Origin of the sequence: Pseudomonas sp. MWU13-2517 (genome assembly GCF_023242545.1) — a bacterium.
Lineage (GTDB): Bacteria > Pseudomonadota > Gammaproteobacteria > Pseudomonadales > Pseudomonadaceae > Aquipseudomonas.
In genome coordinates this window covers 141,093-163,762 of record NZ_JALMFA010000002.1, presented here as the reverse complement: position 1 = coordinate 163,762, position 22,670 = coordinate 141,093, and the positions used below count along the sequence as shown (strand labels likewise).

At 59.8% G+C, this 22,670-nt stretch carries 18 protein-coding genes; 7 read left to right on the top strand and 11 right to left on the bottom strand.

Annotation, left to right across the window (positions count from 1 at the left end; genetic code table 11):
* Positions 1-2 precede the first annotated feature (2 nt).
* Both M5B97_RS03325 and M5B97_RS03320 read left to right on the top strand, forming a co-directional pair.
* Positions 3-572, top strand: a complete 570-nt coding sequence (locus M5B97_RS03325; RefSeq protein ID WP_123715103.1) for a CsiV family protein — start codon at positions 3-5, stop codon at positions 570-572.
* A 9-nt stretch (positions 573-581) separates the two neighbouring features.
* On the top strand, positions 582-3,272 hold the full coding sequence (locus M5B97_RS03320) for a DEAD/DEAH box helicase (protein WP_248730734.1): 2,691 nt from the start codon (positions 582-584) through the stop codon (positions 3,270-3,272).
* On the opposite strand, the gene nagZ is transcribed toward M5B97_RS03320, so the two are convergent.
* Positions 3,269-4,276 (bottom strand): beta-N-acetylhexosaminidase, encoded by a 1,008-nt coding sequence (gene nagZ, locus M5B97_RS03315; RefSeq protein ID WP_248730733.1) that lies wholly within the window; start codon positions 4,274-4,276, stop codon positions 3,269-3,271. The genes M5B97_RS03320 and nagZ overlap by 4 nt on opposite strands.
* 153 nt (positions 4,277-4,429) lie before the next feature.
* Positions 4,430-5,137 (bottom strand): TetR/AcrR family transcriptional regulator, encoded by a 708-nt coding sequence (locus M5B97_RS03310; protein ID WP_053255043.1) that lies wholly within the window; start codon positions 5,135-5,137, stop codon positions 4,430-4,432.
* 262 nt (positions 5,138-5,399) lie between these two features.
* Between M5B97_RS03310 and lexA the strand changes: the two genes are divergently transcribed.
* The gene (lexA, locus tag M5B97_RS03305; protein ID WP_123715100.1) at positions 5,400-6,008 is read left to right on the top strand and encodes a transcriptional repressor LexA; all 609 of its coding nucleotides are present in this window, start codon (positions 5,400-5,402) and stop codon (positions 6,006-6,008) included.
* Between the two features lie 10 nt (positions 6,009-6,018).
* Complete coding sequence (gene sulA, locus M5B97_RS03300) at positions 6,019-6,492, top strand: SOS-induced cell division inhibitor SulA (RefSeq protein WP_248730732.1); 474 nt, start codon at positions 6,019-6,021, stop codon at positions 6,490-6,492.
* Positions 6,493-6,724: 232 nt separating this feature from the next.
* Here sulA and M5B97_RS03295 read toward each other — a convergent pair whose 3' ends face one another.
* The 7 genes from M5B97_RS03295 to M5B97_RS03265 all read right to left on the bottom strand — a co-directional run bounded on the left by M5B97_RS03295 (position 6,725) and on the right by M5B97_RS03265 (position 15,482).
* Entirely contained in the window at positions 6,725-6,958 is a 234-nt protein-coding gene (locus M5B97_RS03295; protein ID WP_017254451.1) for a hypothetical protein, read from the bottom strand.
* Positions 6,959-7,088: 130 nt separating this feature from the next.
* Positions 7,089-7,610: a DUF6586 family protein gene (locus tag M5B97_RS03290; RefSeq protein WP_123715098.1), complete on the bottom strand. Its 522-nt coding sequence runs from the start codon at positions 7,608-7,610 to the stop codon at positions 7,089-7,091.
* Positions 7,611-8,005: 395 nt separating this feature from the next.
* Positions 8,006-10,627 carry a type I DNA topoisomerase gene (topA, locus tag M5B97_RS03285; RefSeq protein WP_248730731.1) on the bottom strand — a complete coding sequence of 874 codons (2,622 nt, stop codon included), beginning with the start codon at positions 10,625-10,627 and terminating at the stop codon, positions 8,006-8,008.
* A gap of 114 nt (positions 10,628-10,741) precedes the next feature.
* Complete coding sequence (locus M5B97_RS03280) at positions 10,742-10,978, bottom strand: DUF1653 domain-containing protein (protein ID WP_021490990.1); 237 nt, start codon at positions 10,976-10,978, stop codon at positions 10,742-10,744.
* Positions 10,979-11,075: 97 nt separating this feature from the next.
* The gene (fadA, locus tag M5B97_RS03275; protein ID WP_123715097.1) at positions 11,076-12,251 is read right to left on the bottom strand and encodes an acetyl-CoA C-acyltransferase FadA; all 1,176 of its coding nucleotides are present in this window, start codon (positions 12,249-12,251) and stop codon (positions 11,076-11,078) included.
* Positions 12,252-12,280: 29 nt separating this feature from the next.
* Positions 12,281-14,428 (bottom strand): fatty acid oxidation complex subunit alpha FadB, encoded by a 2,148-nt coding sequence (gene fadB, locus M5B97_RS03270; RefSeq protein WP_065902014.1) that lies wholly within the window; start codon positions 14,426-14,428, stop codon positions 12,281-12,283.
* Between the two features lie 616 nt (positions 14,429-15,044).
* Positions 15,045-15,482 (bottom strand): hypothetical protein, encoded by a 438-nt coding sequence (locus M5B97_RS03265; RefSeq protein WP_123715096.1) that lies wholly within the window; start codon positions 15,480-15,482, stop codon positions 15,045-15,047.
* A gap of 105 nt (positions 15,483-15,587) precedes the next feature.
* Here M5B97_RS03265 and M5B97_RS03260 point away from each other — a divergent pair, with 105 nt between their 5' ends.
* On the top strand, positions 15,588-16,028 hold the full coding sequence (locus M5B97_RS03260; protein ID WP_123715095.1) for a universal stress protein: 441 nt from the start codon (positions 15,588-15,590) through the stop codon (positions 16,026-16,028).
* 87 nt (positions 16,029-16,115) lie between these two features.
* Here the strand turns inward: M5B97_RS03260 and M5B97_RS03255 are convergent, their stop codons facing one another.
* Entirely contained in the window at positions 16,116-18,035 is a 1,920-nt protein-coding gene (locus M5B97_RS03255; RefSeq protein WP_134659622.1) for an ATP-binding cassette domain-containing protein, read from the bottom strand.
* Positions 18,036-18,248: 213 nt separating this feature from the next.
* On the opposite strand from M5B97_RS03255, the gene M5B97_RS03250 reads away from it, so the two are divergent.
* Positions 18,249-20,177: a transglycosylase SLT domain-containing protein gene (locus M5B97_RS03250; protein WP_123715093.1), complete on the top strand. Its 1,929-nt coding sequence runs from the start codon at positions 18,249-18,251 to the stop codon at positions 20,175-20,177.
* A gap of 79 nt (positions 20,178-20,256) precedes the next feature.
* On the opposite strand, the gene M5B97_RS03245 is transcribed toward M5B97_RS03250, so the two are convergent.
* Positions 20,257-22,050, bottom strand: coding sequence for an ABC transporter transmembrane domain-containing protein (locus tag M5B97_RS03245; protein ID WP_248730730.1), 1,794 nt, complete (start codon positions 22,048-22,050; stop codon positions 20,257-20,259).
* A gap of 255 nt (positions 22,051-22,305) precedes the next feature.
* Between M5B97_RS03245 and M5B97_RS03240 the strand changes: the two genes are divergently transcribed.
* Positions 22,306-22,479: a PA1571 family protein gene (locus M5B97_RS03240; RefSeq protein ID WP_167659652.1), complete on the top strand. Its 174-nt coding sequence runs from the start codon at positions 22,306-22,308 to the stop codon at positions 22,477-22,479.
* Positions 22,480-22,670: the final 191 nt, after the last annotated feature.

Sequence of the window (22,670 nt, the reverse complement as noted above, 5' to 3'; positions counted from 1 at the left end):
CCATGCGCCTGCTCCGCACTCTAAGCCTGCTGTTGGCGGTACTCGCACCTTCGGCATTTGCCGACAGCCTGTATCAGGTGGAAATGATCCTGGTGCGCCAGAATGCGGAGCCGGTGATCAACAGTCGCGCCGCGCCGGAAAACTGGGACAGCGGTGCCGTACACCTGGGCAGCGATAAAATGAGCCCGCCGCGCCTGAGCAACATCGTCGACAAGCTCAGTGCCGACAGCAGCTACACCGTGGTGGCGCACAAAGCCTGGGAGCAGAACCTCGGCGATCAACCGGTGAAAGTCGCGATCACCGACGGCCAGGAGCAATTCGGCCAGTTCCCTGTCGAAGGCGTGCTGAACCTGCAATTGGGCCGTTTCACCGATATCGACGCCGACTTCTGGATCAACCAGTTCGACAGCAATGGCAGCGTGATCGCCAGCGAGCACCTGGCCCAGAAAGACGTACGCACCAAAAACAACCAGCTCAATTACCTGGATGGCGGCCATCTGGCGCTGCTGATCAAGATCACTTCGCTGACCGCCAAGCCACCCAGCGCACCACCGCCCGACATGCAGGACTGATCCAGCGCCATGCCCCTGACGTCGTCGTTGACCAAACCGCTGGCCCCTTCGTGGGCCAATCGCTTTAAAGAGCAGAGCCTTGAGCGCGGGCGGCGTTACGCACTGGAAAATCGCGTGCGCATCGTCGAGTCCGGCGACAGCACTATCGTCGCCAGTTGCGAAGGCTCCGCCGGCAACGTTTACCGGCAGACCATTTCATTGCGCGAGTCGGCCAAAGGCACACTTATCCTGGTGGACAGCCGCTGTACCTGCCCGGTGCACACCAACTGCAAACACATCGCGGCGGTGTTGCTCAAGGTTCAGGAAACCCTCGCCTTCCCAGCCGCCGCCCAGGATGCCGAGTTGCTGGAAAAGCTCCAGGCCGTGCTGGATAACCGCGTGGTGTTGCCGCAAGTCGTGATGGAAGATGTGCCGCCCGTACCGCGCTTGTGGCTGGCCAGCGCCGAATTCAGTGCGTTCGAGCCGCGCAACGGCAAGATGCAACGCTATATCCAGCACCGTGCGGCGTTGTCGTTCAATTACCTGGGTAACTACGTCAGCGGGCAGAAAAACGCTGACATCATCGTACGCCAGGACACCCAGAGCCTGCGCATCAAGCGTCATCCCGAGCTGGAGCAGCGGTATCGCGAGCAACTGCGCCTGCTGGGTTTCAAGATCGCCACGCGCCAGAGCAAAGCCCTGCCGGAAAGTGCCGGCGAACTGTTCGAGATGGTCAATGACAGCGCTTGGCTGAACTTCACCCTCAACGCATCCCCCACCCTGCGCAACGAGGGTTGGGAATTGCAGATCGATGAAGACTTCGGCTTCGACCTGAGTACCGTCGATGACTGGTACGCCACGGTCGATGAGGGGCAGGAGCGCGATTGGTTCGATCTCGAGCTGGGGATTATCGTCAACGGCGAGCGACTGAGCCTGCTGCCGATCCTGTTGAACCTGATGCGCTCCCACACTGAAATTCTCAACCCGGAAAAACTCGCACGGCGCCGCGATGACGAGTTGATCCTGGTGAATATTCCGGGGCTGCCCAATGGTCATGGGCCGCTGCAAGTGGCGCTGCCTTATGGCCGGTTGAAACCCGTATTGGCCACCCTCGGCGAGTTTTATCTGCAGGAACCCGGTACCACGGCGCTGCGCCTGGCCAAGGCCGACGCGATTCGCCTGAACCCGCTGGAAGACTTGCCGCTGCAATGGGAGGGTGGCGAGAAAATCCGCAACTTTGCCCAGCGCCTGCGCGACATCAAGGATTTTACCTGCGTCGCGCCCGAAGGGCTGAACGCGACGTTGCGCCCGTATCAGCTGGAAGGCTTGAGCTGGATGCAGTCGCTGCGCCAACTGGACGTCGGCGGGATTCTTGCGGATGACATGGGCCTGGGCAAAACCCTGCAAACCCTGGCGCATATTCTCACTGAAAAAAACGCCGGGCGCCTGGACCGGCCGTGCATGGTCGTGATGCCCACCAGCCTGATTCCCAACTGGCTGGATGAAGCGGCGCACTTCACACCGCAGCTCAGGGTGATGGCGCTGTACGGCGCGGGACGCAAGAAACATTTCCCGAACCTGCAGGACTATGACCTGCTGCTGACCACCTATGCGTTGCTGCCCAAGGACATCGAACAGCTCGCCGCCCTGCCCTTGCACGTACTGATCCTCGACGAAGCCCAATACATCAAGAACCCCGGCAGCAAGGCGGCCCATGCGGCGCGCGAGCTGAATGCACGGCAGCGTCTATGCCTGAGCGGTACGCCACTGGAAAACCACTTGGGCGAGTTGTGGTCGCTGTTCCACTTCCTGCTGCCGGGCTGGCTGGGCGACGTAAAAAGCTTCAACCGCGATTACCGCGTGCCCATCGAAAAGCGCGCCAGTGATGTGCGGTTGCAGCACCTTAACGGGCGGATCAAACCGTTCCTGCTGCGCCGCACCAAGGAGCAGGTGGCGACCGAGTTGCCACCCAAGACCGAGATTATCCACTGGGTCGAGCTCAATGAGGCCCAGCGCGACGTATACGAGACCATGCGGTTGGCGATGGACAAGAAGGTGCGCGACGAGATCACCCGCAAAGGCGTAGCACGTAGCCAGATCATCATTCTTGAAGCACTGCTCAAGCTACGCCAGGTGTGCTGCGACCTGCGCCTGGTCAACGATGCCACCCTGCCCGTCCGTGGCAGCAGTTCCGGCAAGCTCGACAGCCTGATGCAGATGCTCGAAGAGCTGTTTGAAGAAGGTCGGCGCATTCTGCTGTTCTCCCAGTTCACCTCGATGCTGAGCCTGATCGAAACCGAGCTCGAAAAGCGGGGCATCGCCTACGCATTGTTGACTGGCCAGACTCGGGATCGGCGTACACCCGTGAAGGACTTCCAGAGCGGCAAACTGCAGATTTTTCTGATCAGCCTGAAGGCCGGTGGCGTGGGCTTGAACCTGACCGAAGCCGACACCGTGATCCATTACGACCCATGGTGGAACCCGGCCACGGAAAACCAGGCCACCGACCGCGCCTACCGCATCGGGCAAGAGAAGCCGGTATTCGTGTACAAGATGATTGCCCGCGGCACGGTGGAGGAGAAAATCCAGCACCTGCAGAAAGAGAAGTCCGACTTGGCCGCGGGCGTGCTGGATGGACGTACGACCGGGGATTGGCAATTGGGCAACGAGGATATCGAAGCGCTGTTTGCGCCGCTGCCCAATAAGCAGGAAAAACGCTAGATCAACTGCGCGTTCCGCAAAGCAGTGAGCGCTGTCAGCCAGCGCGGGTCCTGCTTGTAGTCCGTCGACGCAATGGCCTGGCCGCGCATGCGTGCGATGCGTGCCGATGGCTTGACCTTCATGCGCTGCGCCGCGCTGAGTGCAAGCTCGGCGGCAGCACGATCGTTGCACACCAACCCCATGTCGCAGCCCGCTGTCAGCGCAGCTTCGATACGGCTGGCCGCGTCGCCCACTACATGAGCACCGGCCATGGACAGGTCATCACTGAAAATGACCCCGTCGAACTGCAATTCACCTCGCAGGATGTCCTGCAACCAGCGGCGCGAGAAACCTGCGGGCTGAGTATCAACTTGCGGATAGATCACGTGTGCAGGCATCACTGCCGCCAACTGCTTGCCAAGGCGTGCGAAAGGCACCAGGTCATTGGCGCGAATCTGTTCCAGGCTGCGTTCGTCAGTGGGAATAGCGACGTGGGAGTCGGCCTCGGCCCAACCGTGGCCGGGGAAGTGTTTCCCGGTGGCGGCCATGCCGGCGCTGTTCATGCCACGAATAAAGGCTCCGGCAAGCACGGCGGCGCGCTCAGGGTCGCCTTCGAAGGAGCGCGTGCCCACCACGGCGCTGCGCTGGTAATCCAGGTCCAGAACCGGAGCAAAGCTCAGGTCAAGGCCCACAGCCAGCACCTCGGTCGCCATGATCCAGCCACACTGTTCGGCCAGGTACTCGGCGTTGGGGTTATCCGCCAGGGCGCGCATGGCCGGCAAACGCACAAAACCCTGGCGCAGGCGCTGCACACGACCGCCCTCCTGGTCGACCGCCAACAGCAAGTCCGGGCGCACGGCACGAATCGCCGCACTCAGTTCGCGGACCTGGCGCGGGTGCTCGATATTGCGCGCAAAAATAATCAGCCCGCCCACTTCCGGTTGGCGCAACAGGTGACGGTCCTCAGCCGTCAGCCAGGTACCGGCCACGTCAACCATCAAAGAACCTTGCAGGGCAGCAGTCATAAATCTTCCTTAAATAACGCACACAACCCGTTGCCCTCACATGGCGCCCGGCATCCTGGGCGCTGAGTGAAAGCAACGGGTTGTGAGTCAATAGCTGAAATCGGCATGGCAGCTAGCTTAGCGGATGCAAGCAGCCACGCACACCCGGGGCGGTCACGCTTTGGCGACGGCCGGTGTCGATTTGCTGCGTGGGCGCAATTGAGCAGCGGCCATCGCTTGATCGGTCACACCGGTTTCGGCACGCATGCCTGCGGCGAGGAACGGCACCATCAGGCGCATCACCTGCTCGATGGAAGTATTCACGCCGAAATCGGTCTCGGCAATGGCGCGCAAGGCTTTGATCCCGGACATACTGAAGGCCGCCGCACCGAGCATGAAATGCACACGCCAGAACAGTTCGATCGGCGGAATACGGGGAGCGGCTTCGTTGACCAGCAACATGTAACGGCGAAACACCTTGCCGTACATATCTTCAAGATAACGCCGCAGGTGGCCCTGGCTCTGGCTGAACGCCAGGCCCAACAGACGCATGAAGATCGACAGGTCGTTGCCGCTGCGCGGTTGCACCACCAGCGCCTGCTCGACCAGGATTTCCAGCAGGTCTTCCAGGCTGGGCTTGTTTTCCGGCTTGGTCTGGCGGCGCTCCAGCTCGCGGTCGAGGCTGGCGCAGAACGGCCCCAGGAAGCGCGAGAACACCGCCTGGATCAGGGCTTTTTTCGATCCGAAATGGTAATTCACTGCCGCGAGGTTGACCCCAGCCTTGCTGGTGATCAGACGCAATGAGGTTTCAGCAAATCCTTTTTCCGCGAACAACTGCTCGGCAGCATCGAGAATGCGTTCAACGGTTTCCGACTGGGCCATGGCTACTCCGCCTGACAAACACTTGTTTGAAACATACGTTTCAGAGTATGTCTTGTCAAGCCTGCGGTCCATTTTCCGGCCGGGCAGTCACCGATTTGATGGCTATTTAATCACATCCTTCGCGCTCTGTAGGCAGCGCTGTCTGTGCCCTGCAGGACGACTGACGAATGACCGTCCAGCGGAGCGCTCAAAAAGGATGATTGCCAAGCGCAGTCCACTGTATATAATCCCAGTCACTGTATAAAAAGACAGAGCGATCAACATGCTAAAACTGACGCCACGCCAAGCTGAGATTCTGGCTTTTATCAAGCGCTGCCTTGATGACAACGGCTACCCGCCGACCCGAGCGGAAATTGCGCTGGAACTGGGATTCAAGTCTCCCAACGCCGCCGAAGAACACCTCAAGGCCCTCGCCCGTAAAGGCGCGATCGAAATGACTCCAGGTGCTTCACGCGGTATTCGCATCCCTGGTTTCGAAGCCAAGGCCGATGAGTCGACGCTGCCCATTATCGGCCGCGTCGCTGCCGGCGCGCCAATCCTGGCGCAGCAGCACGTCGAGGAGTCCTGCAACATCAACCCGACCTTCTTCCATCCGCGTGCCGACTACCTGTTACGGGTTCAAGGCATGAGTATGAAGGATGTGGGCATTTTCGACGGAGACCTGCTGGCCGTCCACACCACCCGCGAAGCCCGTAATGGCCAGATCGTGGTGGCCCGTATCGGCGATGAAGTGACCGTCAAGCGCTTCAAACGTGAAGGCAGCAAGGTCTGGCTAATGGCCGAAAACCCTGAGTTCGCCCCGATCGAAGTCAACCTTAAAGATCAGGACCTGGTCATCGAAGGCCTGAGCGTCGGCGTCATTCGCCGCTAAAGGAGGCACCATGCAGCTCGTGCACACCCCACAGCACACACAACTGTCGCTGTTCGAGGCCTTCATGGCCCAACCTCTTGTGCCTACCCTCAAGGAGGCGGTCGACGCCCCCTGGAGCGCCGAACCCGAGGCGTTCAGCGAGCTGTCGTTGCGCGGCGCTGCGGAGAGCTGCCTGAACCTGCTGGCGCCGATCCTTCGCGAATTGAGCGAAGAGAAAGACGCACGCTGGCTGACGCTGATCGCCCCGCCCGCCAGCCTGACTCAGGCCTGGCTGCGGGACGCCGGCCTCAACCGCGAACGCATCCTGCTGCTGCAACCACGCGGTGCGCAAAGTGCTCAGCAATTGACCTGTGAAGCTTTGCGACTGGGCCGTAGCCATACAGTCGTCAGTTGGTTGAACCCGATCAACGCCACCGCGAAGCAACAGTTGATCAGTGCCGCGCGCGAAGGCGATGCACAAAGCTTGAATATTCGATTGGGATAAAGGGGTGTGCCGCTGATTTACCCTCTGAAGAAGGGAGCCAGTGGTTAACGGACCAGCGTGTTGAGCGGGCTTGCCCCGCGCGGGGGCTGCAAAGCAGACCACAACCAGGCACCGTGGAATACCTGATATACCGCATCAATCAATTCAGAGCCGCTTCGCATCCAGTGCGGGCAAGCCCCGTTCACCACGGCAGCTTGTCACCATAAAGAGCCCGCGGCCCACAAAGCAGCACTCAATGAAGCACGCGCGGCCCATCTTCCTTCTCGGGCTCGCCTTCCGCCAGACGACCAGCCATCTGCACGCCCACGCTCAACATGGCTTTGGCCACTTCCACGTGCTGGCCCTGCAGGAACGCTTTTGCGTCCTCGGAAAAATCCAGAATAACCAGAGAACCCTCGTCCTCAGCCCGGCGCAGCTCGATTCGGCCGTCAGGCAACTCAACAATTTCCAGAAAGGACGTCGGCATAAAAATGTGTTCTCCACGAAAGGCCGGGATTATATCAGTCATCCACCCAGCCCCGCAGAGGATCTGAAGAGGTTTCTTTACAGCTTGATGAACGGTTCTTTGTGCTGTGCACCTGAATAATGGGGGGGCCTCAGCACTCGTTCAACCCTTCCCGAAACCGCAACGCCATCTTTTTCAGCTCCTGACGCCAGCTCTCCAGCTCTTCGCGGCTCAACGGCTTTGGCTCATCCTCTTCCAGGGCGACCGCGACAATCAGCGGCTGGGTCACATCCCCCTTGGGCACGTGGCGAACCCGTGGAGGCTGGAACATATCGGCATGGGCCTTGAGCAAGCGAGCTACCCAACTGTCAGGGCTTTGAGCCATTTCTACCAATTCAGCCAGTTCAGGGATGGCCATGGTGTCCAGCACTTCACGGCTGATGATCATCTCTGCACGAGGTGAGCCGGCCTGGGGCAGGCGATAGAACCCGGCAATTTCATGGCACAACCCCAGCAAGGCGCCATACAGATGGAATAACGCGGCCTCACGCCCCGCCTGGACCAGCGCGATGGCATTCATCTCCTTCCCTTCCTCGGCACGGCCAAGGGCTTCCAGAGACAAACCCGCGAAGTAAATTTTCTGGTTGGTACGGGTATAGAGTTCGTTGGCCATAACGGCAGTCTCCGCAACGAAAGAGGCGTAATGCTGGCTGTGCAGGAGCGAGTTTACTCGCGAAAAACCTGAGAACGCAGTGGTGTATCAGACTTCCCGCGTCATCGCTAACGATTTTCGCGAGCAAGGGCCAGGCGCCCCCTCACTCCAGCCCTAAAAGGCCGCCTGTGCAGGCTAATGCCAGTCAGTTAAGAAGGAGAAAGGCTAAAAACTAACCTGTGGCGAGGGAGCTTGCTCCCGTTGGACTGCGCAGCAGTCCCATGCTTTGTAAACAAAGAGCGGGGCCGCTTCGCGGCCCAACGGGAGCAAGCTCCCTCGCCACAAATACAGCGTTCACCCTTAACTGACTGGCATTAGCCTATGCAGGCGGCCTTTATGTCTCGCAGGTCAGTCGATCAAGCGCCTTGACGCTTATCTTCGACTTTCCACTTGCCGCCCTCGTAGAACGCTTTCCAGCCGGTAGGCTTGCCGTCCACTTCGGTCTGCACGTACTGCTCCTTGGTCTTGCGGCTGTAGCGGATCACGGCCGGGCGACCGTCCGGATCTTTCTTCGGCGCTTCACACAGGAAGTGGTACTTCGGATCGATTTCATCCTTGTGCGGCACGATCTCCAGCACCAGCGGTGCACGGGTCTCGCGGTTTTTCGGGAACTGGCTGGCCGCCAGGAACAGACCCGAAGCACCGTCACGCAGGATGTAGGTGTCGTTGACCTTCTCGCACTTAAGTTCAGGCATCTTCACCGGGTCCATCTTCGGCGGCGCCGCATCACCGCTCTTCAGCAGCTTGCGGGTGTTTTTGCAGGTCGGGTTGGTGCAACCGAAGAACTTGCCGAAACGCCCGGTCTTGAGCTGCATCTCGCTGCCGCACTTATCGCATTCCAGGCTCGGACCTTCGTAGCCCTTGATGCGGTAGGTGCCCTCTTCGATCTCGTAACCATTGCAATCCGGGTTGTTACCGCAGATGTGCAGCTTGTGCTTCTCGTCCAGCAGGTAGGCATCCATCGCCGTGCTGCAGATCGGACACCGGTGTTTGCCACGCAGTACCAACGATTCGGATTCGCCCTCGTCATCGGCGGCGATTTCATCACCCGGCACCAGGTTGACCGTCGCCTTGCAGCGTTCTTTTGGCGGCAGGCTGTAGCCCGAGCAACCGAGGAATACGCCGGTGGACGCCGTACGAATCTGCATCGGACGCCCGCAGGTCTGGCATGGGATGTCGGTCATCACCGGCTGGTTGGCACGCATGCCGCTCTCAGGGCTTTCGGCCACTTCGAGTTTGTTCTTGAAGTCGCCGTAGAACTCGTCGAGTACGTTTTTCCAGTCGCGCTCGCCCTGGGCCACGTCATCGAGGTTCTCCTCCATGCCGGCGGTGAAGCCGTAGTCCATCAGGTTGGAGAAGCTCTCGGACAGGCGCTCGGTGACGATGTCGCCCATTTTTTCCGAATAGAAACGGCGGTTATGCAGCGCCACGTAGCCGCGGTCCTGGATGGTGGAGATGATCGCGGCATAAGTCGAAGGACGACCGATACCACGCTTCTCCATCTCTTTTACCAGGCTGGCTTCCGAATAACGCGCCGGCGGCTTGGTGAAGTGCTGGGACGGGTCGAGCTTGATCAGCTTGAGGTTATCGCCCTGGGCCATGTCCGGCAGCACATCATCGTCGCCTGGCTTGGCAATCTGCGGCATCACACGGGTGTAGCCATCGAACTTGAGGATGCGGCCCTTGGCACGCAGCTCGAAGTCGGACGCCGCCACGGTGACGGTAGTGGACAGGTATTGCGCCGGCAGCATCTGGCAGGCCAGGAATTGGCGCCAGATCAGCTCATAGAGGCGCTCAGCGTCGCGCTCCATGCCGCTCAGCTTGGCCGGCGTGGTATTGGCGTCGGAAGGACGAATCGCTTCGTGAGCCTCCTGGGCGCCTTCCTTGCTGCTGTAGACGTTCGGCTTCTCCGGCAAGTACTTCGTGCCGAACTCGCTTTCGATATAAGTACGTGCCATTGCCACCGCGTCCACCGACAGGTTGGTGGAGTCGGTACGCATATACGTGATGTAGCCGGCTTCATACAGACGCTGGGCCATCATCATGGTTTTCTTCACACCGAAGCCCAGGCGGTTGCTCGCAGCCTGCTGCAGGGTGGAGGTGATGAACGGCGCCGATGGCTTGCTGCTGGTCGGTTTGTCTTCGCGCTTGACGATGCTGTAGCTGGAAGCCTTGAGCTTGTCCAGCGCGGCCATGGCCTGGGCTTCGTTCAGCGGCTTGAAGGCCTCGCCTTTCTCGCGGGCCACTTCAAAGCGCACGTTGGCGCCCTTGACAGTGGCCAGGTCAGCGTGGACTTCCCAATATTCTTCAGGGTTGAACGCACGGATCTCGCGCTCACGCTCAACCACCAGCTTTACCGCTACCGATTGCACACGGCCGGCGGACAGGCCACGGGCGATCTTGGCCCACAGCAGTGGCGAAACCATGTAACCCACCACGCGGTCGAGGAACCGCCGTGCCTGCTGCGCATTGACCCGGTCGATATCCAGCTCGCCCGGCTTGGAGAAGGCTTCCTGAATGGCTTTTTTGGTGATTTCGTTGAACACCACGCGCTTGTAGCGGCTGTCGTCACCGCCAATGGCTTCCCGCAGGTGCCAGGCAATAGCCTCCCCTTCGCGGTCCAAGTCCGTTGCGAGATAGATGGTGTCAGCATCCTTGGCGAGCCGGCGCAGCTCTTCGATGACCTTTTCCTTGCCCGGAAGGATTTCGTACTTGGCCTTCCAGCCATGATCCGGGTCCACACCCATACGCGAGACCAGCTGCTTGCGCGCTTTCTCTTTAGGGCTGAGCACCGGGCCTTCGCCCGCAGCCGCCTTGCCGCGCTTGGCGGCAGGCTCCTTGCTGGCGCTAGCCGAACCGCTGGTGGGCAGGTCTCGGATATGGCCGATACTCGACTTCACCACGTACTCGTTGCCCAAGTACTTGTTGATGGTCTTGGCCTTAGCCGGGGATTCCACAATGACCAGCGATTTGCCCATGGATCGGAAAATTCCTGAATTCGAGAAGTGAAAGGCAGTTGGCGCCTGTCGCGGCAACGCTATATATAGTGGCAACAAGGTGAGGTCAAGCGCAGCATTCTGCGCGGCCTGCCGTTATTGCCCTGAAAAAAGGCTGGGTTCGGCCTGGACCAAAGCAAAGCGCGGGACCTGCTCGCCGTCAACTTCGACGGTCTCCAGGAACATGCTCAATGGGCGCACCCAAAAGCCGTAATCGCCATACAGTGCTTGGTAGAACACCACTTCCTCTTCGGTCTCGGAGTGCCGCGCCACATTAAAAACGCGGTACTGCGGACCTTTATAATGCTGGTAGAGCCCTGGTTCGACTTTCATGCTCTGGCCCTCTTACAAAATTTGTTGAAAAAAAATATTAAAAATTCCAAAAAACAAAAACCGGGGCACTGGGCCCCGGCTTCCGTCGACGAAACGTTTAGACGCGTTCGAAGACGGTGGAAATGCCTTGGCCGAGGCCAATGCACATGGTCGCAACCCCAAGGTTGCCGCCATTTTGCTTCATCACGTTAAGCAGAGTGCCGGAAATACGTGCACCGGAGCAACCGAATGGGTGGCCCAAGGCAATCGCACCGCCGTGCAGGTTAACCTTCTCGTTCATCTTGTCGAGTACTTTCAGATCTTTCAGCACTGGCAGGGCCTGTGCGGCGAAAGCTTCGTTGAGCTCGAAGAAGTCGATGTCGTTGATGGTCAGGCCCGCGCGCTTCAAGGCTTTTTGTGTGGCTGGTACTGGACCATAGCCCATGATCGCAGGGTCCACACCCGCCACAGCCATCGAACGGATCACGGCCATCGGCTGAATACCCAGGTCCTGGGCACGTTGCGCCGACATCACGATCATGCACGAAGCACCGTCGGTGATCTGCGACGAAGTACCGGCTGTCACGGTGCCGCCCTTTGGATTGAAGGCCGGCTTCAAAGCCGCCAGGCTTTCCAGGGTAGTGTCCGGACGGATGGTTTCGTCGTAGTCGAACAGTTTCAGGAAACCGTTCTCGTCGTAGCCGTTCATCGGGATGATTTCATCCTTGAATTTGCCTTCCACGGTCGCCTTGTGGGCCAACTGGTGGGAACGCAGGCCGAACGCGTCCTGGGCTTCGCGGGTAATGCCGTGCATTTTGCCGAGCATTTCCGCGGTCAGGCCCATCATGCCCGAGGCTTTTGCCGCGTACAGCGACATGTGCGGGTTCGGGTCGACGCCGTGCATCATGCTCACGTGGCCCATGTGCTCCACGCCACCGACCACGAAGACATCACCGTTACCGGTCATGATCGCCTGCGCGGCAGTGTGCAGCGCGCTCATCGACGAACCGCACAGGCGGCTGACGGTCTGGCCGGCGGCCGTGTGCGGAATCTGGGTCATCAGCGACGCCATGCGCGCGATGTTCCAGCCCTGCTCCAGGGTCTGGTTGACGCAGCCCCAGATCACGTCCTCGACTTCGTTCGGGTCGACCTTGACGTTGCGCTCCAGCAGCTTGCTGATCAGGTGCGCCGACATGTCTTCGGCACGGGTGTTGCGGTGCATGCCGCCCTTGGAGCGGCCCATCGGTGTGCGACCGAAGTCGACAATCACCACGTCTCTTGGATTCAAGCTCATAAATATTCTCGCTCTAGTCGTCTGGGCGCTTAACCGAAGAAGCTCTGGCCGTTCTTGGCCATTTCACGCAGCTTCGCGGTCGGGTGGTACAGCGGGCCCAGATCAGCGTATTTGTCAGCCAGGGCAACGAACTCAGCCACACCGATCGAGTCGATGTAACGCAGCGCACCGCCACGGAATGGAGGGAAACCAATACCGTACACCAGGCCCATATCGGCTTCGGCGGCGGTTTCAACGATGCCATCTTCCAGGCAGCGCACGGTTTCCAGGCACAGGGCGATCATCATCCAGTTGATGATGTCCTCGTCGGACACCTCACGCTGTTCGTAAATGACCGGCGCGAGCACTTCGTGAACCGAAGGGTCGGCCACTTTCTTCTGCTTGCCCTTCTTGTCCGCCTCGTAGGCGTAGAAACCCTTGCCGTTCTTCTGGCCCAGACGCTTGGCCTCGTACAGCGCGTCGATCGCCGAGCGGCGGTCGTCTTTCATGCGGTCCGGGAAGCCCTCAGCCATTACGTCGCGACCGTGGTGGCCGGTGTCGATGCCGACCACGTCCATCAGGTACGCCGGGCCCATCGGCCAGCCGAATTTTTCCATGACCTTGTCGATGCGCACGAAATCCACGCCGGCGCTGACCAGCTTGGCGAAACCGCCGAAGTACGGGAACAGCACGCGGTTGACCAGGAAGCCCGGGCAGTCGTTGACCACGATCGGGTTCTTGCCCATTTTCTTGGCATAGGCAACGGTGGTGGCAATGGCCAGCTCGCTGGACTTCTCGCCACGGATCACTTCCACCAGCGGCATCATGTGCACTGGGTTGAAGAAGTGCATGCCGACGAAATTTTCCGGACGCTTGAGGGCTTTGGCCAGCAAGCTGATGGAAATGGTCGAGGTGTTCGAGGCCAGGATCGTGTCGTCCTTCACCTGGGCTTCCACTTCGGCCAGTACGGCTTGCTTGACCTTCGGGTTCTCGACAACCGCTTCGACCACCAGGTCGACATGGCCGAAATCGCCGTAGGACAGCGTAGGGCGAATGCCGTTAAGCACTTCAGCCATCTTCGCGGCGGTCATACGACCCTTGTCCACACGACCAACCAGCAGCTTGGCGGCTTCCGCCAGGCCTTGCTCGATGCCGTGCTCGTTGATGTCTTTCATCAGGATCGGCGTGCCTTTGGACGCCGACTGATAGGCGATACCGCCGCCCATGATACCGGCGCCGAGTACGGCAGCCTGTTTCACGTCTTTGGCGATTTCGTCATAGGCCTTGGCCTTTTTCTTCAATTCCTGATCGTTCAGGAACAGGCCGATCAGGCTCTGGGCCGCCGAGGTTTTCGCCAGTTTGACGAAGCCTGCCGCTTCCACTTCCAGGGCTTTGTCGCGACCGAAGTTCGCGGCCTTCTGGATAGTCTTGATCGCTTCAACCGGCGCCGGGTAGTTCGGGCCGGCTTGACCCGCCACAAAGCCTTTGGCGGTTTCGAACGACATCATTTGTTCAATGGCGTTGAGCTTGAGTTTTTCCAGCTTCGGCTGACGCTTGGCCTTGTAGTCAAATTCGCCGCTGATGGCGCCCTTGATCAGGTTCAGTGCGGCTTCGGCCAGCTTGTCCGGCGCAACCACGGCATCGACGGCACCGACTTTCAGCGCGTCTTCCGCTTTGTTTTCCTTACCGGCGGCGATCCACTCGATGGCGTTGTCGGCACCGATCAGACGCGGCAGGCGTACGGTGCCGCCGAAACCCGGGTAGATGCCCAGCTTGACTTCAGGCAGGCCGATCTTGGCCGTGGCGGACATGACGCGAAAGTCTGCGGCCAGGCACATTTCCAGGCCGCCGCCCAACGCGATGCCATTGATCGCGGCAACCGTTGGTACGTTGAGGTCTTCGAAATCGCTGAAAATCTTGTTGGCTTCGAGGTTGCCAGCCACCAGCTCGGCATCGGGCAGCTTGAAGTTGTCGACGAATTCGGTGATGTCAGCGCCGACGATGAACACGTCCTTGCCGCTGGAAACGATCACACCCTTGACCGAGGCATCTGCTTTGATGGTATCTACGGCCTGACGCAGTTCGTTCAGGGTTAGACGGTTGAACTTGTTGACGGACTCACCCTTGAGGTCGAATTTCAGTTCGACGATGCCACTTTCAAGAGCCTTAACCGTGATGGCTTTACCTTCGTAAATCATCAACTGATCTCCACGATATGGAAGCTGAACAGTACACATTGAACGCTGGCCTCTGGTTGGACATTGACAGTTGCGTCAATGCTCATGCCAATCCGCCAGGCACACCCGCCAATGCGATAGTCGGGATTCTGTATGAGCGGTCTGACAGACAAACGCTCAATTCATACGCCCGTTTGATTTGGGTACGTCACCTTCATCCAATTCCAGGCAATTGTCAATCGCTCCAAAGGCTAGGGAAAACGCGACTTTCCAGTCATTTCAGAACCTCGCCCCCAGGCTCGCCTCGCGTCAATATTCAATTATTCACGAAATCAATAAGAGAAAAGTTATGGGAAAAGGCTGTACAGAACGGGATATGCCGCTAGGCTAGCGACAACCTTAATGCGTTGGAATGAACATCCGCCGCAGTGATGCAATTACCGGCCTGCCTGGCCAACTCCAGCCCGATGAAAGATGTCGGGCTTTTTATTGCCCAGGATTTGGTACCCGGACGCCCCGAGAATTCTGTAGGAGCGAGCTTGCTCGCGAAGATCGTCAACGATAACGCGGCGCATCTGGTTTAACGCGGCGCCCCCAGGCCCTTCGCGAGCAAGCTCGCGCCTACGGAGAGCAGCTTTCAGGCCAATGCCTTGAGCAGCGCATCGATGTCCTTCAGGACGCTGGCTTCGCCCTTCTCGCCCCAATACAGGGCGATCATTTGCTTGTCGGCTTCGACTTTGTAGACGTTGGCCGGCAGCGTCGCAAAATGCGGCAACAACTTCTCATCGACACATATTTCGCGCCATTGATTGACCCACACCCCTGGCTCCAACTGCCAGTAACTCCAGATCGCCGGCGTGCTGCCACGCCGTGGTCGACAGTACTGCGCACAGGGGCTCGGGGGCTCCTGCTTGAGCCAGTGCGGCCATTCCTGGGGTGCCAATTGCATGGTCAGCCCAATGCGGCGTGCCTCCATGCGCAGGGCCATGCGCCCACTCTGATTGCGCGACGGACGCAGCCACGCCAGAGGGCTCAGAACCACTGCAAGGATTGACACCACTATCCAGACCGTCATATGTGTACTCCCGAATTTCCAGTTGAGCGGATTTGACCTGACGCAAGCCGATCCGCTTGAAAGCAGCCATACTGAATACATTGCAGTCCCCTGGAGGAACGCCCCATGTCCTACGAACATATCCTGGTCGCCGTCGACCTGACCGAAGAGTGCGATCCAGTGATCAAGCGCGCCCGCGCCTTCGCGGTCGCCAGCGGCGCAAAGCTGTCACTGGTGCACATCGTCGAACCCATGGCCATGGCCTTCGGCGGCGACGTGCCCATGGATCTCTCCCAGTTGCAGCAACAACAGTTCGACCAGGCCAAGGAACGCCTCGACCGACTGATCCTTAAATACCCCGAAGTGACCAAGGAAAACTCCCACCTCACATACGGCCAGCCGCGCCAGGAAATCCACCACTTGGCCAAGGAGCAGCATTGCGACCTGATCGTGGTCGGCAGCCACGGCCGTCATGGCCTGGCGCTGTTGCTGGGCTCCACGGCGAATGATGTGTTGCATGGCGCGCCATGCGATGTGTTGGCGGTAAAACTGGTCAAATCCTCATAAGGTCACTGACGTTTTTTGACCGTATTCCATATGAAAAACCCGGTGCTCATCAGATGAACACCGGGTTTTTTATTGCGTGTGGATCACTCAGGCGTCCAACTCGGCCCAACGCTCAACCAACGCTTCCAGCTCCTGGTTCAGTGTCTCCAGGGAGGCAATCACCTTAGCGGTTTCCGCCGCCGGACGCTGGTAGAAACCCGCGTCAGCCATTTCCGCTTCTACCGCAGCAATCTGCTGTTCCTTGGCGTCGATATCACCCGGCAAGGCTTCCAGCTCGCGCTGCAGCTTGTAACTGAGCTTCTTCTTGCCGGCCGGTGCCGCCGACTCTACGGGTGCTGCAGCGGCAGCCGGGGCGACCACCGCCGAGTTCAGGTCGGCCTTGCCGGACTTGCTCTCGGTCACGCCCAACAGGCGCGGCGAGCCGCCCTGACGCAGCCAGTCCTGATAACCACCGACGTATTCACGCACCTTGCCTTCACCTTCGAAGACCAGCGTACTGGTGACCACGTTGTCGAGGAATGCCCGGTCGTGGCTGACCATCAGCACAGTGCCGTTGAAGGTCAGCAGGACCTCTTCCAGCAACTCGAGGGTTTCCACATCGAGGTCGTTGGTCGGTTCGTCGAGGACCAGCAGGTTGGCCGGCTTGCTGAACAGCTTGGCCAGCAGCAGGCGCGCACGCTCGCCACCGGACAAGGCTTTCACCGGTGTGCGGGCACGCTGCGGGCTGAACAGGAAGTCGCCCAGGTAGCTCAGCACGTGACGACTCTGGCCGTCGATATCGATAAAGTCGCGGCCTTCGGCAACGTTGTCGATCACGGTTTTTTCCAGGTCCAACTGATGGCGCAACTGGTCGAAGTACGCCACGTCGATCTTGGTGCCCTCCTCCACCTTGCCGCTGGTGGGCTGCAGGCCGCTGAGCATCAGCTTGAGCAACGTGGTCTTGCCGGTGCCGTTGGCACCCAGCAGGCCGATACGGTCGCCGCGCTGCAGGACCATGGAAAAGTCCTTGATCAGGAACGGGCCGTCCGGGTGATGGAAGCTGACGTTTTCCAGCACCATCACTTGCTTGCCCGACTTTTCGGCGGTATCCAGCTGAATATTGGCCTTGCCGGTACGCTCGCGACGCTCGCTGCGTTCAACGCGCAGCGCTTTCAGGGCGCGTACGCGACCTTCGTTACGGGTGCGGCGCGCCTTGATACCCTGACGGATCCAGACTTCTTCCTGGGCCAGTTTCTTGTCGAACAGCGCGTTGGCGGTTTCTTCAGCGGCCAACGCAGCCTCTTTGTGCACCAGGAAGCTGGCGTAGTCGCCGTTCCAGTCGATCAGGCCACCACGATCCAGTTCGAGGATGCGCGTCGCCAGGCTCTGCAGGAAGGCACGGTCGTGCGTGATGAACAGCACGGCGCCCTGGAAGTCCTTGATGGCTTCTTCCAGCCAGGCGATCGCGCCGATATCCAGGTGGTTGGTCGGTTCGTCGAGCAGCAACAGGTCCGGCTCGGACACCAATGCCTGGGCCAGCAGCACACGGCGACGCCAGCCGCCGGACAACTCGGCCAGGGTCTTGTCCGGCGGCAGTTGCAGGCGGCTCAGGGTGCTGTCCACCAACTGCTGCAGGCGCCAGCCGTCACGGGCTTCGAGGTCTTGCTGGACGTGCATCAGTTTGTCCAGATCGGCATCGGTCACGCAGTTCTGTGCCAGGTGATGGTATTCGGCGAGCAACGCGCCCACGCCGTCGAGGCCTTCGGCGACCACGTCGAACACTGTCCGCCCGTCGGCTACCGGCAATTCCTGCGGCAGTTCGCCGATCTTGAGGCCCGGTGCGCGCCAGACGGCGCCGTCGTCGGGCTTCTGATCGCCCTTGACCAGCTTCATCATGCTGGACTTGCCGGTGCCGTTACGGCCGATGATGCACACCCGCTCACCACGGGCGATCTGCCAGGACACCTTGTCCAACAACGGCATAGCGCCGAAAGCAAGGGACACATCGCTGAATTTGAGCAGGGTCATGAGCTTCTCCAAAAACTGGGCGCGCATTCTACCTGAGTTGAGGGCGGGATGCGGCCGGCATTTTCGCTCTCGATACGTTCTACGCGCCATTTGCGCCTAACTGGGATCAAGCGGGCCGCAAAGCTTTCAACGGCTGCGGGCAAAAGGCTAAGCTAGGGACAATCAGTGTCGGCGGTGCCGGCGCTATTCGTGATTTCTCTGCACGGACGTCTCATGCGCAGCCGCCTTTTCAACTTTTTATCTTGTCTGCTTCTTTCCGCCACCGCCGTTCAATCTGCCCAGGCCGTGGATCTCACCACCCAACGTCAATATTACGATGAGGCCAAGCGTGCCCTGGCCAAAGGCGACAGCGGGCCGTACATGCAATACAGCCAGGCCCTGGCCGACTACCCGCTCACACCGTACCTGGCGTACGACGAGCTGACCGCGCGTCTGAAAACCGCAAGCAACGAGGAAATCGAACAATTCCTCGCCAAAAACGGTGACCTGCCCCAGGCCAACTGGATGAAGTTGCGCTGGTTGCGCTGGCTGGCGGACCGCGGCGACTGGCAGACTTTTGAAAAGTACTACGACCCCAAGCTGAATTTCGTCGAGCTGGACTGCCTGCACGGTCAGTACCAGCTCACGCATAACCTGAAAGCTGAAGGCTACAAGACCACAGAAAAGCTGTGGATGACCGGCAAATCTCAACCGACTGCTTGCGATGCCACCTTTGGCCAGTGGGCGGCCGATGGCCAACTCACTGAACAGAAGATCTGGGACCGCGCCAAGCTCGCCGCCGAAGCGCGCAACTATGCGCTGGCCAACAGCCTGGTGAAAACCTTGCCGACCCTCGGCGCCCAAGGCCGTCTGATGGTCGATGTCGCGCAAAAGCCTGACATGCTCAGTGACCCGTCGCGTTTTCTGCCGGCCAACGAGGCCATGTCCGATGCGGTTGGCCTGGGCCTACGCCGGCTGGCACGCCAAGACCCGGACAAGGCCATGGCCCTGCTCGATGGTTATGCCAGCAGCATGCACTTCTCCCGTGACGAAAAAGTGTCGATCGCCCGGGAAATCGGCCTGACCCTGGCGCGCCGGTACGACCCGCGCGCACTGGACGTGATGACCCAGTACGATCCGGAATTGCGTGACAACACCGTCTCCGAATGGCGTCTGCGCCTGTTGCTGCGCCTGGCTCGCTGGGAAGAAGCCTACCAGCTCACCCGCAAACTCCCACAAGACCTGGCGACCACCAACCGCTGGCGCTACTGGCAGGCGCGCAGCCTGGAACTGGCCGAACCGAAAAACCCGCAGGCGCTGGTGCTGTACAAAAACGTGGCGAAAGAGCGCGACTTCTACGGTTTCCTCGCCGCTGATCGCTCCAAAGCCCCTTATCAGCTGACCAACAAACCGCTGGTAATGAGCCAGGCACTGATGAACAAGGTGCGCAACACCCCCGGTGTACGCCGAGCCCTGGAGTTCTATGCGCGAGGCCAGGTGGTGGATGGCCGCCGCGAGTGGTACCACGTCAGCCGTCACTTCAACCGTGACGAAATGGTCGCCCAGGCCAAGCTGGCCTACGACATGAAGTGGTATTTCCCGGCAATCCGTACCATCAGCCAGGCGCAGTACTGGGACGACCTGGATATCCGCTTCCCGATGGCCCATCGCGACACCCTGGTGCGCGAAGCCAAGGTGCGCGGCCTGCATTCGAGCTGGGTGTTCGCCATCACCCGCCAGGAAAGCGCCTTCATGGACGACGCCCGTTCCGGCGTCGGCGCCAGTGGCCTGATGCAACTGATGCCTGGCACCGCCAAGGAAACCGCACGCAAGTTCAGCATCCCGCTGGCCTCCCCGGCCCAGGTGCTCGACCCGGACAAAAACATCCAGCTCGGCGCCGCCTACCTGAGCCAGGTGCACAGCCAGTTCAGCGGCAACCGCGTTCTAGCCTCGGCCGCCTACAACGCCGGCCCAGGCCGCGTGCGCCAATGGCTGCGCGGGGCTGATCACCTGAGCTTCGATGTGTGGGTGGAAAGCATTCCTTTCGACGAAACCCGCCAGTATGTGCAGAACGTACTGTCTTATTCGGTGATCTACGGGCAGAAGCTCAACTCACCACAGCCGTTGGTGGATTGGCATGAGCGGTATTTTGACGATCAGTAACTGATCCGGAAATGAACATGCCCGCCTCGAAAGATGCGGGCATTTTTATAGGGCCGCCGGGCGCCTGCGTTGTACAGCTTCAGCCAAAGCCAGGCTCGACGCCCGCAGCATGAAGGTGTGCCCCATCGCTGAACTGCAACGCCGCCAACCGCGCATACAGCGGGTTGCTCGCAATCAACTGCTGGTGCGTGCCCACTGCTATCAATTTGCCCTGATCCATCACCGCGATCCGATCCGCGTTCTTCACGGTTGCCAATCGATGCGCGATCACCAGGGTGGTGCGGCCTTGCATCAATTGAGGCAGCGCCTGCTGGATCAAATGCTCACTCTGGGCATCCAGAGCACTGGTGGCTTCGTCCAACAGCAGGATGGGGGCATCTACCAGCAATGCACGGGCAATCGCCAGCCGTTGGCGTTGACCGCCGGAGAGGCCCATGCCGCCGTCGCCGAGGTGGGTCTGGTAGCCGTCGGGCATTTGCAGGATAAAGTCGTGGGCGTGGGCGATACGCGCGGCAGCTTCGACCTGTTCCCGAGTGGCGGACGGGTTGCCGTAGCGGATGTTTTCTTCGACGCTGCCGAAAAACAGCGCCGGGCTCTGGGACACCAGGGCGAAGTGGCGGCGCAGGTCCATGGGGTCCAGATCGGTCAGCGGGTGACCTTCCAGCAGGATGCGCCCTTGCTGTGGGTCGTAGAAACGCAGCAACAGGTCGAAAATCGTCGATTTACCTGCACCGGACGGACCAACCAAGGCGAGTGTTTCGCCAGGGTTGACCGTGAGGCTCAGGCCATCGATGGCATAGCTGTCCGGCCGCGACGGGTAGGAAAAGCGCACATCCTGCAGCTCCATGCGACCGCTGACCCGCTGCGGCAACTGCACCCCTCCATTGGCCGGTGCCTGGATCTCGTTGCTCGACTGCAACAGCTCGCCGATGCGCTCAGCGGCACCCGCGGCCCGCTGCAACTCACCAAGGACTTCACTCAAGGTGCCCACGGCACTGCCCACGATCAAGCTGTAGAACACGAACGCCGCCAGCTCACCACCGGAAATGCGCCCGCTGATCACGTCCATGCCGCCCACCCACAACATGACGCCCACGGCACCCAGCACCAGCATGATCACCAGGGTAATCAGCCAGGCCCGCTGGGCGATGCGCTTGCGCGCCGTGGCAAACGCGTCTTCCACGGTCACGGCAAAGCGTTGTTCGTCCTGCACCTGATGGTTGTAGGCTTGCACCGTCTTGATCTGGCCGAGGGTCTCGGACACGTAGCTGCCCACGTCGGCGATACGGTCCTGGCTCAGGCGCGAGAGGCTGCGCACGCGGCGACCAAAAATCAGGATCGGTGCCAGCACCAGCGGCAGCGCCACCACTACGATGCTGGTCAACTTGGGATTGGTGACAAACAACAAAACGATACCGCCGATGACCATCAACGCGTTACGCAGGAACAACGACAACGACGAACCAATCACCGATTGCAACAGCGTGGTATCGGTGGTCAGTCGTGACTGGATTTCCGAGCTGCGATTGTTTTCATAGAACCCCGGATGCAGGTAGATCAAGTGGTTGAAGACCTGCCGACGGATATCCGCCACCACCCGCTCGCCAATCCACGACACCAGGTAGAACCGGGTGAATGTGCCCACGGCCAGGCCCAGCACCAGAATCATGAACAGCCCAATGGACTGGTTGAGCAAATGCGGTGACTGGGTCATGAACCCCCGGTCCACCAACAGACGGATGCCCTGGCCCATGGACAAGGTGATGCCCGCCGTGACAATCAGTGCCAACAAGGCACCCAATGCCTGCCAGCGATACGGCGCGAGAAAACGACTGGCCAAGCGAATCGCATGACGTTGACGGGCTGAGAACATGGCGGATTTCACCTGCGCTTAAGGAGAGAAGTCTCTACAGAGCAACATTGGGGGAACTTGTGTAAATAACAATGAGTCAGGTTGATTATGCCCACCGGTACAGGCTCCTAGAGGCTATCGGTCTAAAGCCTGGCTGGAAATATGTGTCGGTTTCTGGTGGACTGAGTATCCGGACCGTGACCTTGTGAGGAGTTGTAATAGCTCGGTCACGCGGGGGAATTAAAGTAGGTATACAACCTGATGAGGAGACAGGCCATGACCTTGCAAAATAGCAGCGATGCCAAAATTAACGTAATCCGCCAGCCGCAGCAGTTGCCTTGCTCGTACATCGACGCCAAAGGCCGCGAGGTTCAGATTACCGAGAATATGATCCAGCAAGCCTGCCGCGAGCTGGAACAGCGACTGGTCAGACCTGCCAAGCAAGGCTGAAGCGCCACGCTCTTTCAAACCCGGCATCGATGGCTAATGCCAGTCAGTTAAGAAGTAACCTGTGGCGAGGGAGCTTGCTCCCGTTGGGCCGCAAAGCGGCCCCGCTCTTTGTTTACAAAGAATGGGACTGCTGCGCAGTCCAACGGGAGCAAGCTCCCTCGCCACAGATACAGCGTTTACTCTTAACTGAC

What these genes read in the sequence shown, in the direction of transcription:
- M5B97_RS03325 (WP_123715103.1), top strand. Translation starts at nt 3, where the DNA reads ATGCGCCTGCTCCGCACTCTAAGCCTGCTGTTGGCGGTACTCGCACCT.
- M5B97_RS03320 (WP_248730734.1), top strand. Translation starts at nt 582, where the DNA reads ATGCCCCTGACGTCGTCGTTGACCAAACCGCTGGCCCCTTCGTGGGCC.
- nagZ (WP_248730733.1), bottom strand. Translation starts at nt 4,276, where the DNA reads ATGACTGCTGCCCTGCAAGGTTCTTTGATGGTTGACGTGGCCGGTACC.
- M5B97_RS03310 (WP_053255043.1), bottom strand. Translation starts at nt 5,137, where the DNA reads ATGGCCCAGTCGGAAACCGTTGAACGCATTCTCGATGCTGCCGAGCAG.
- lexA (WP_123715100.1), top strand. Translation starts at nt 5,400, where the DNA reads ATGCTAAAACTGACGCCACGCCAAGCTGAGATTCTGGCTTTTATCAAG.
- sulA (WP_248730732.1), top strand. Translation starts at nt 6,019, where the DNA reads ATGCAGCTCGTGCACACCCCACAGCACACACAACTGTCGCTGTTCGAG.
- M5B97_RS03295 (WP_017254451.1), bottom strand. Translation starts at nt 6,958, where the DNA reads ATGCCGACGTCCTTTCTGGAAATTGTTGAGTTGCCTGACGGCCGAATC.
- M5B97_RS03290 (WP_123715098.1), bottom strand. Translation starts at nt 7,610, where the DNA reads ATGGCCAACGAACTCTATACCCGTACCAACCAGAAAATTTACTTCGCG.
- topA (WP_248730731.1), bottom strand. Translation starts at nt 10,627, where the DNA reads ATGGGCAAATCGCTGGTCATTGTGGAATCCCCGGCTAAGGCCAAGACC.
- M5B97_RS03280 (WP_021490990.1), bottom strand. Translation starts at nt 10,978, where the DNA reads ATGAAAGTCGAACCAGGGCTCTACCAGCATTATAAAGGTCCGCAGTAC.
- fadA (WP_123715097.1), bottom strand. Translation starts at nt 12,251, where the DNA reads ATGAGCTTGAATCCAAGAGACGTGGTGATTGTCGACTTCGGTCGCACA.
- fadB (WP_065902014.1), bottom strand. Translation starts at nt 14,428, where the DNA reads ATGATTTACGAAGGTAAAGCCATCACGGTTAAGGCTCTTGAAAGTGGC.
- M5B97_RS03265 (WP_123715096.1), bottom strand. Translation starts at nt 15,482, where the DNA reads ATGACGGTCTGGATAGTGGTGTCAATCCTTGCAGTGGTTCTGAGCCCT.
- M5B97_RS03260 (WP_123715095.1), top strand. Translation starts at nt 15,588, where the DNA reads ATGTCCTACGAACATATCCTGGTCGCCGTCGACCTGACCGAAGAGTGC.
- M5B97_RS03255 (WP_134659622.1), bottom strand. Translation starts at nt 18,035, where the DNA reads ATGACCCTGCTCAAATTCAGCGATGTGTCCCTTGCTTTCGGCGCTATG.
- M5B97_RS03250 (WP_123715093.1), top strand. Translation starts at nt 18,249, where the DNA reads ATGCGCAGCCGCCTTTTCAACTTTTTATCTTGTCTGCTTCTTTCCGCC.
- M5B97_RS03245 (WP_248730730.1), bottom strand. Translation starts at nt 22,050, where the DNA reads ATGTTCTCAGCCCGTCAACGTCATGCGATTCGCTTGGCCAGTCGTTTT.
- M5B97_RS03240 (WP_167659652.1), top strand. Translation starts at nt 22,306, where the DNA reads ATGACCTTGCAAAATAGCAGCGATGCCAAAATTAACGTAATCCGCCAG.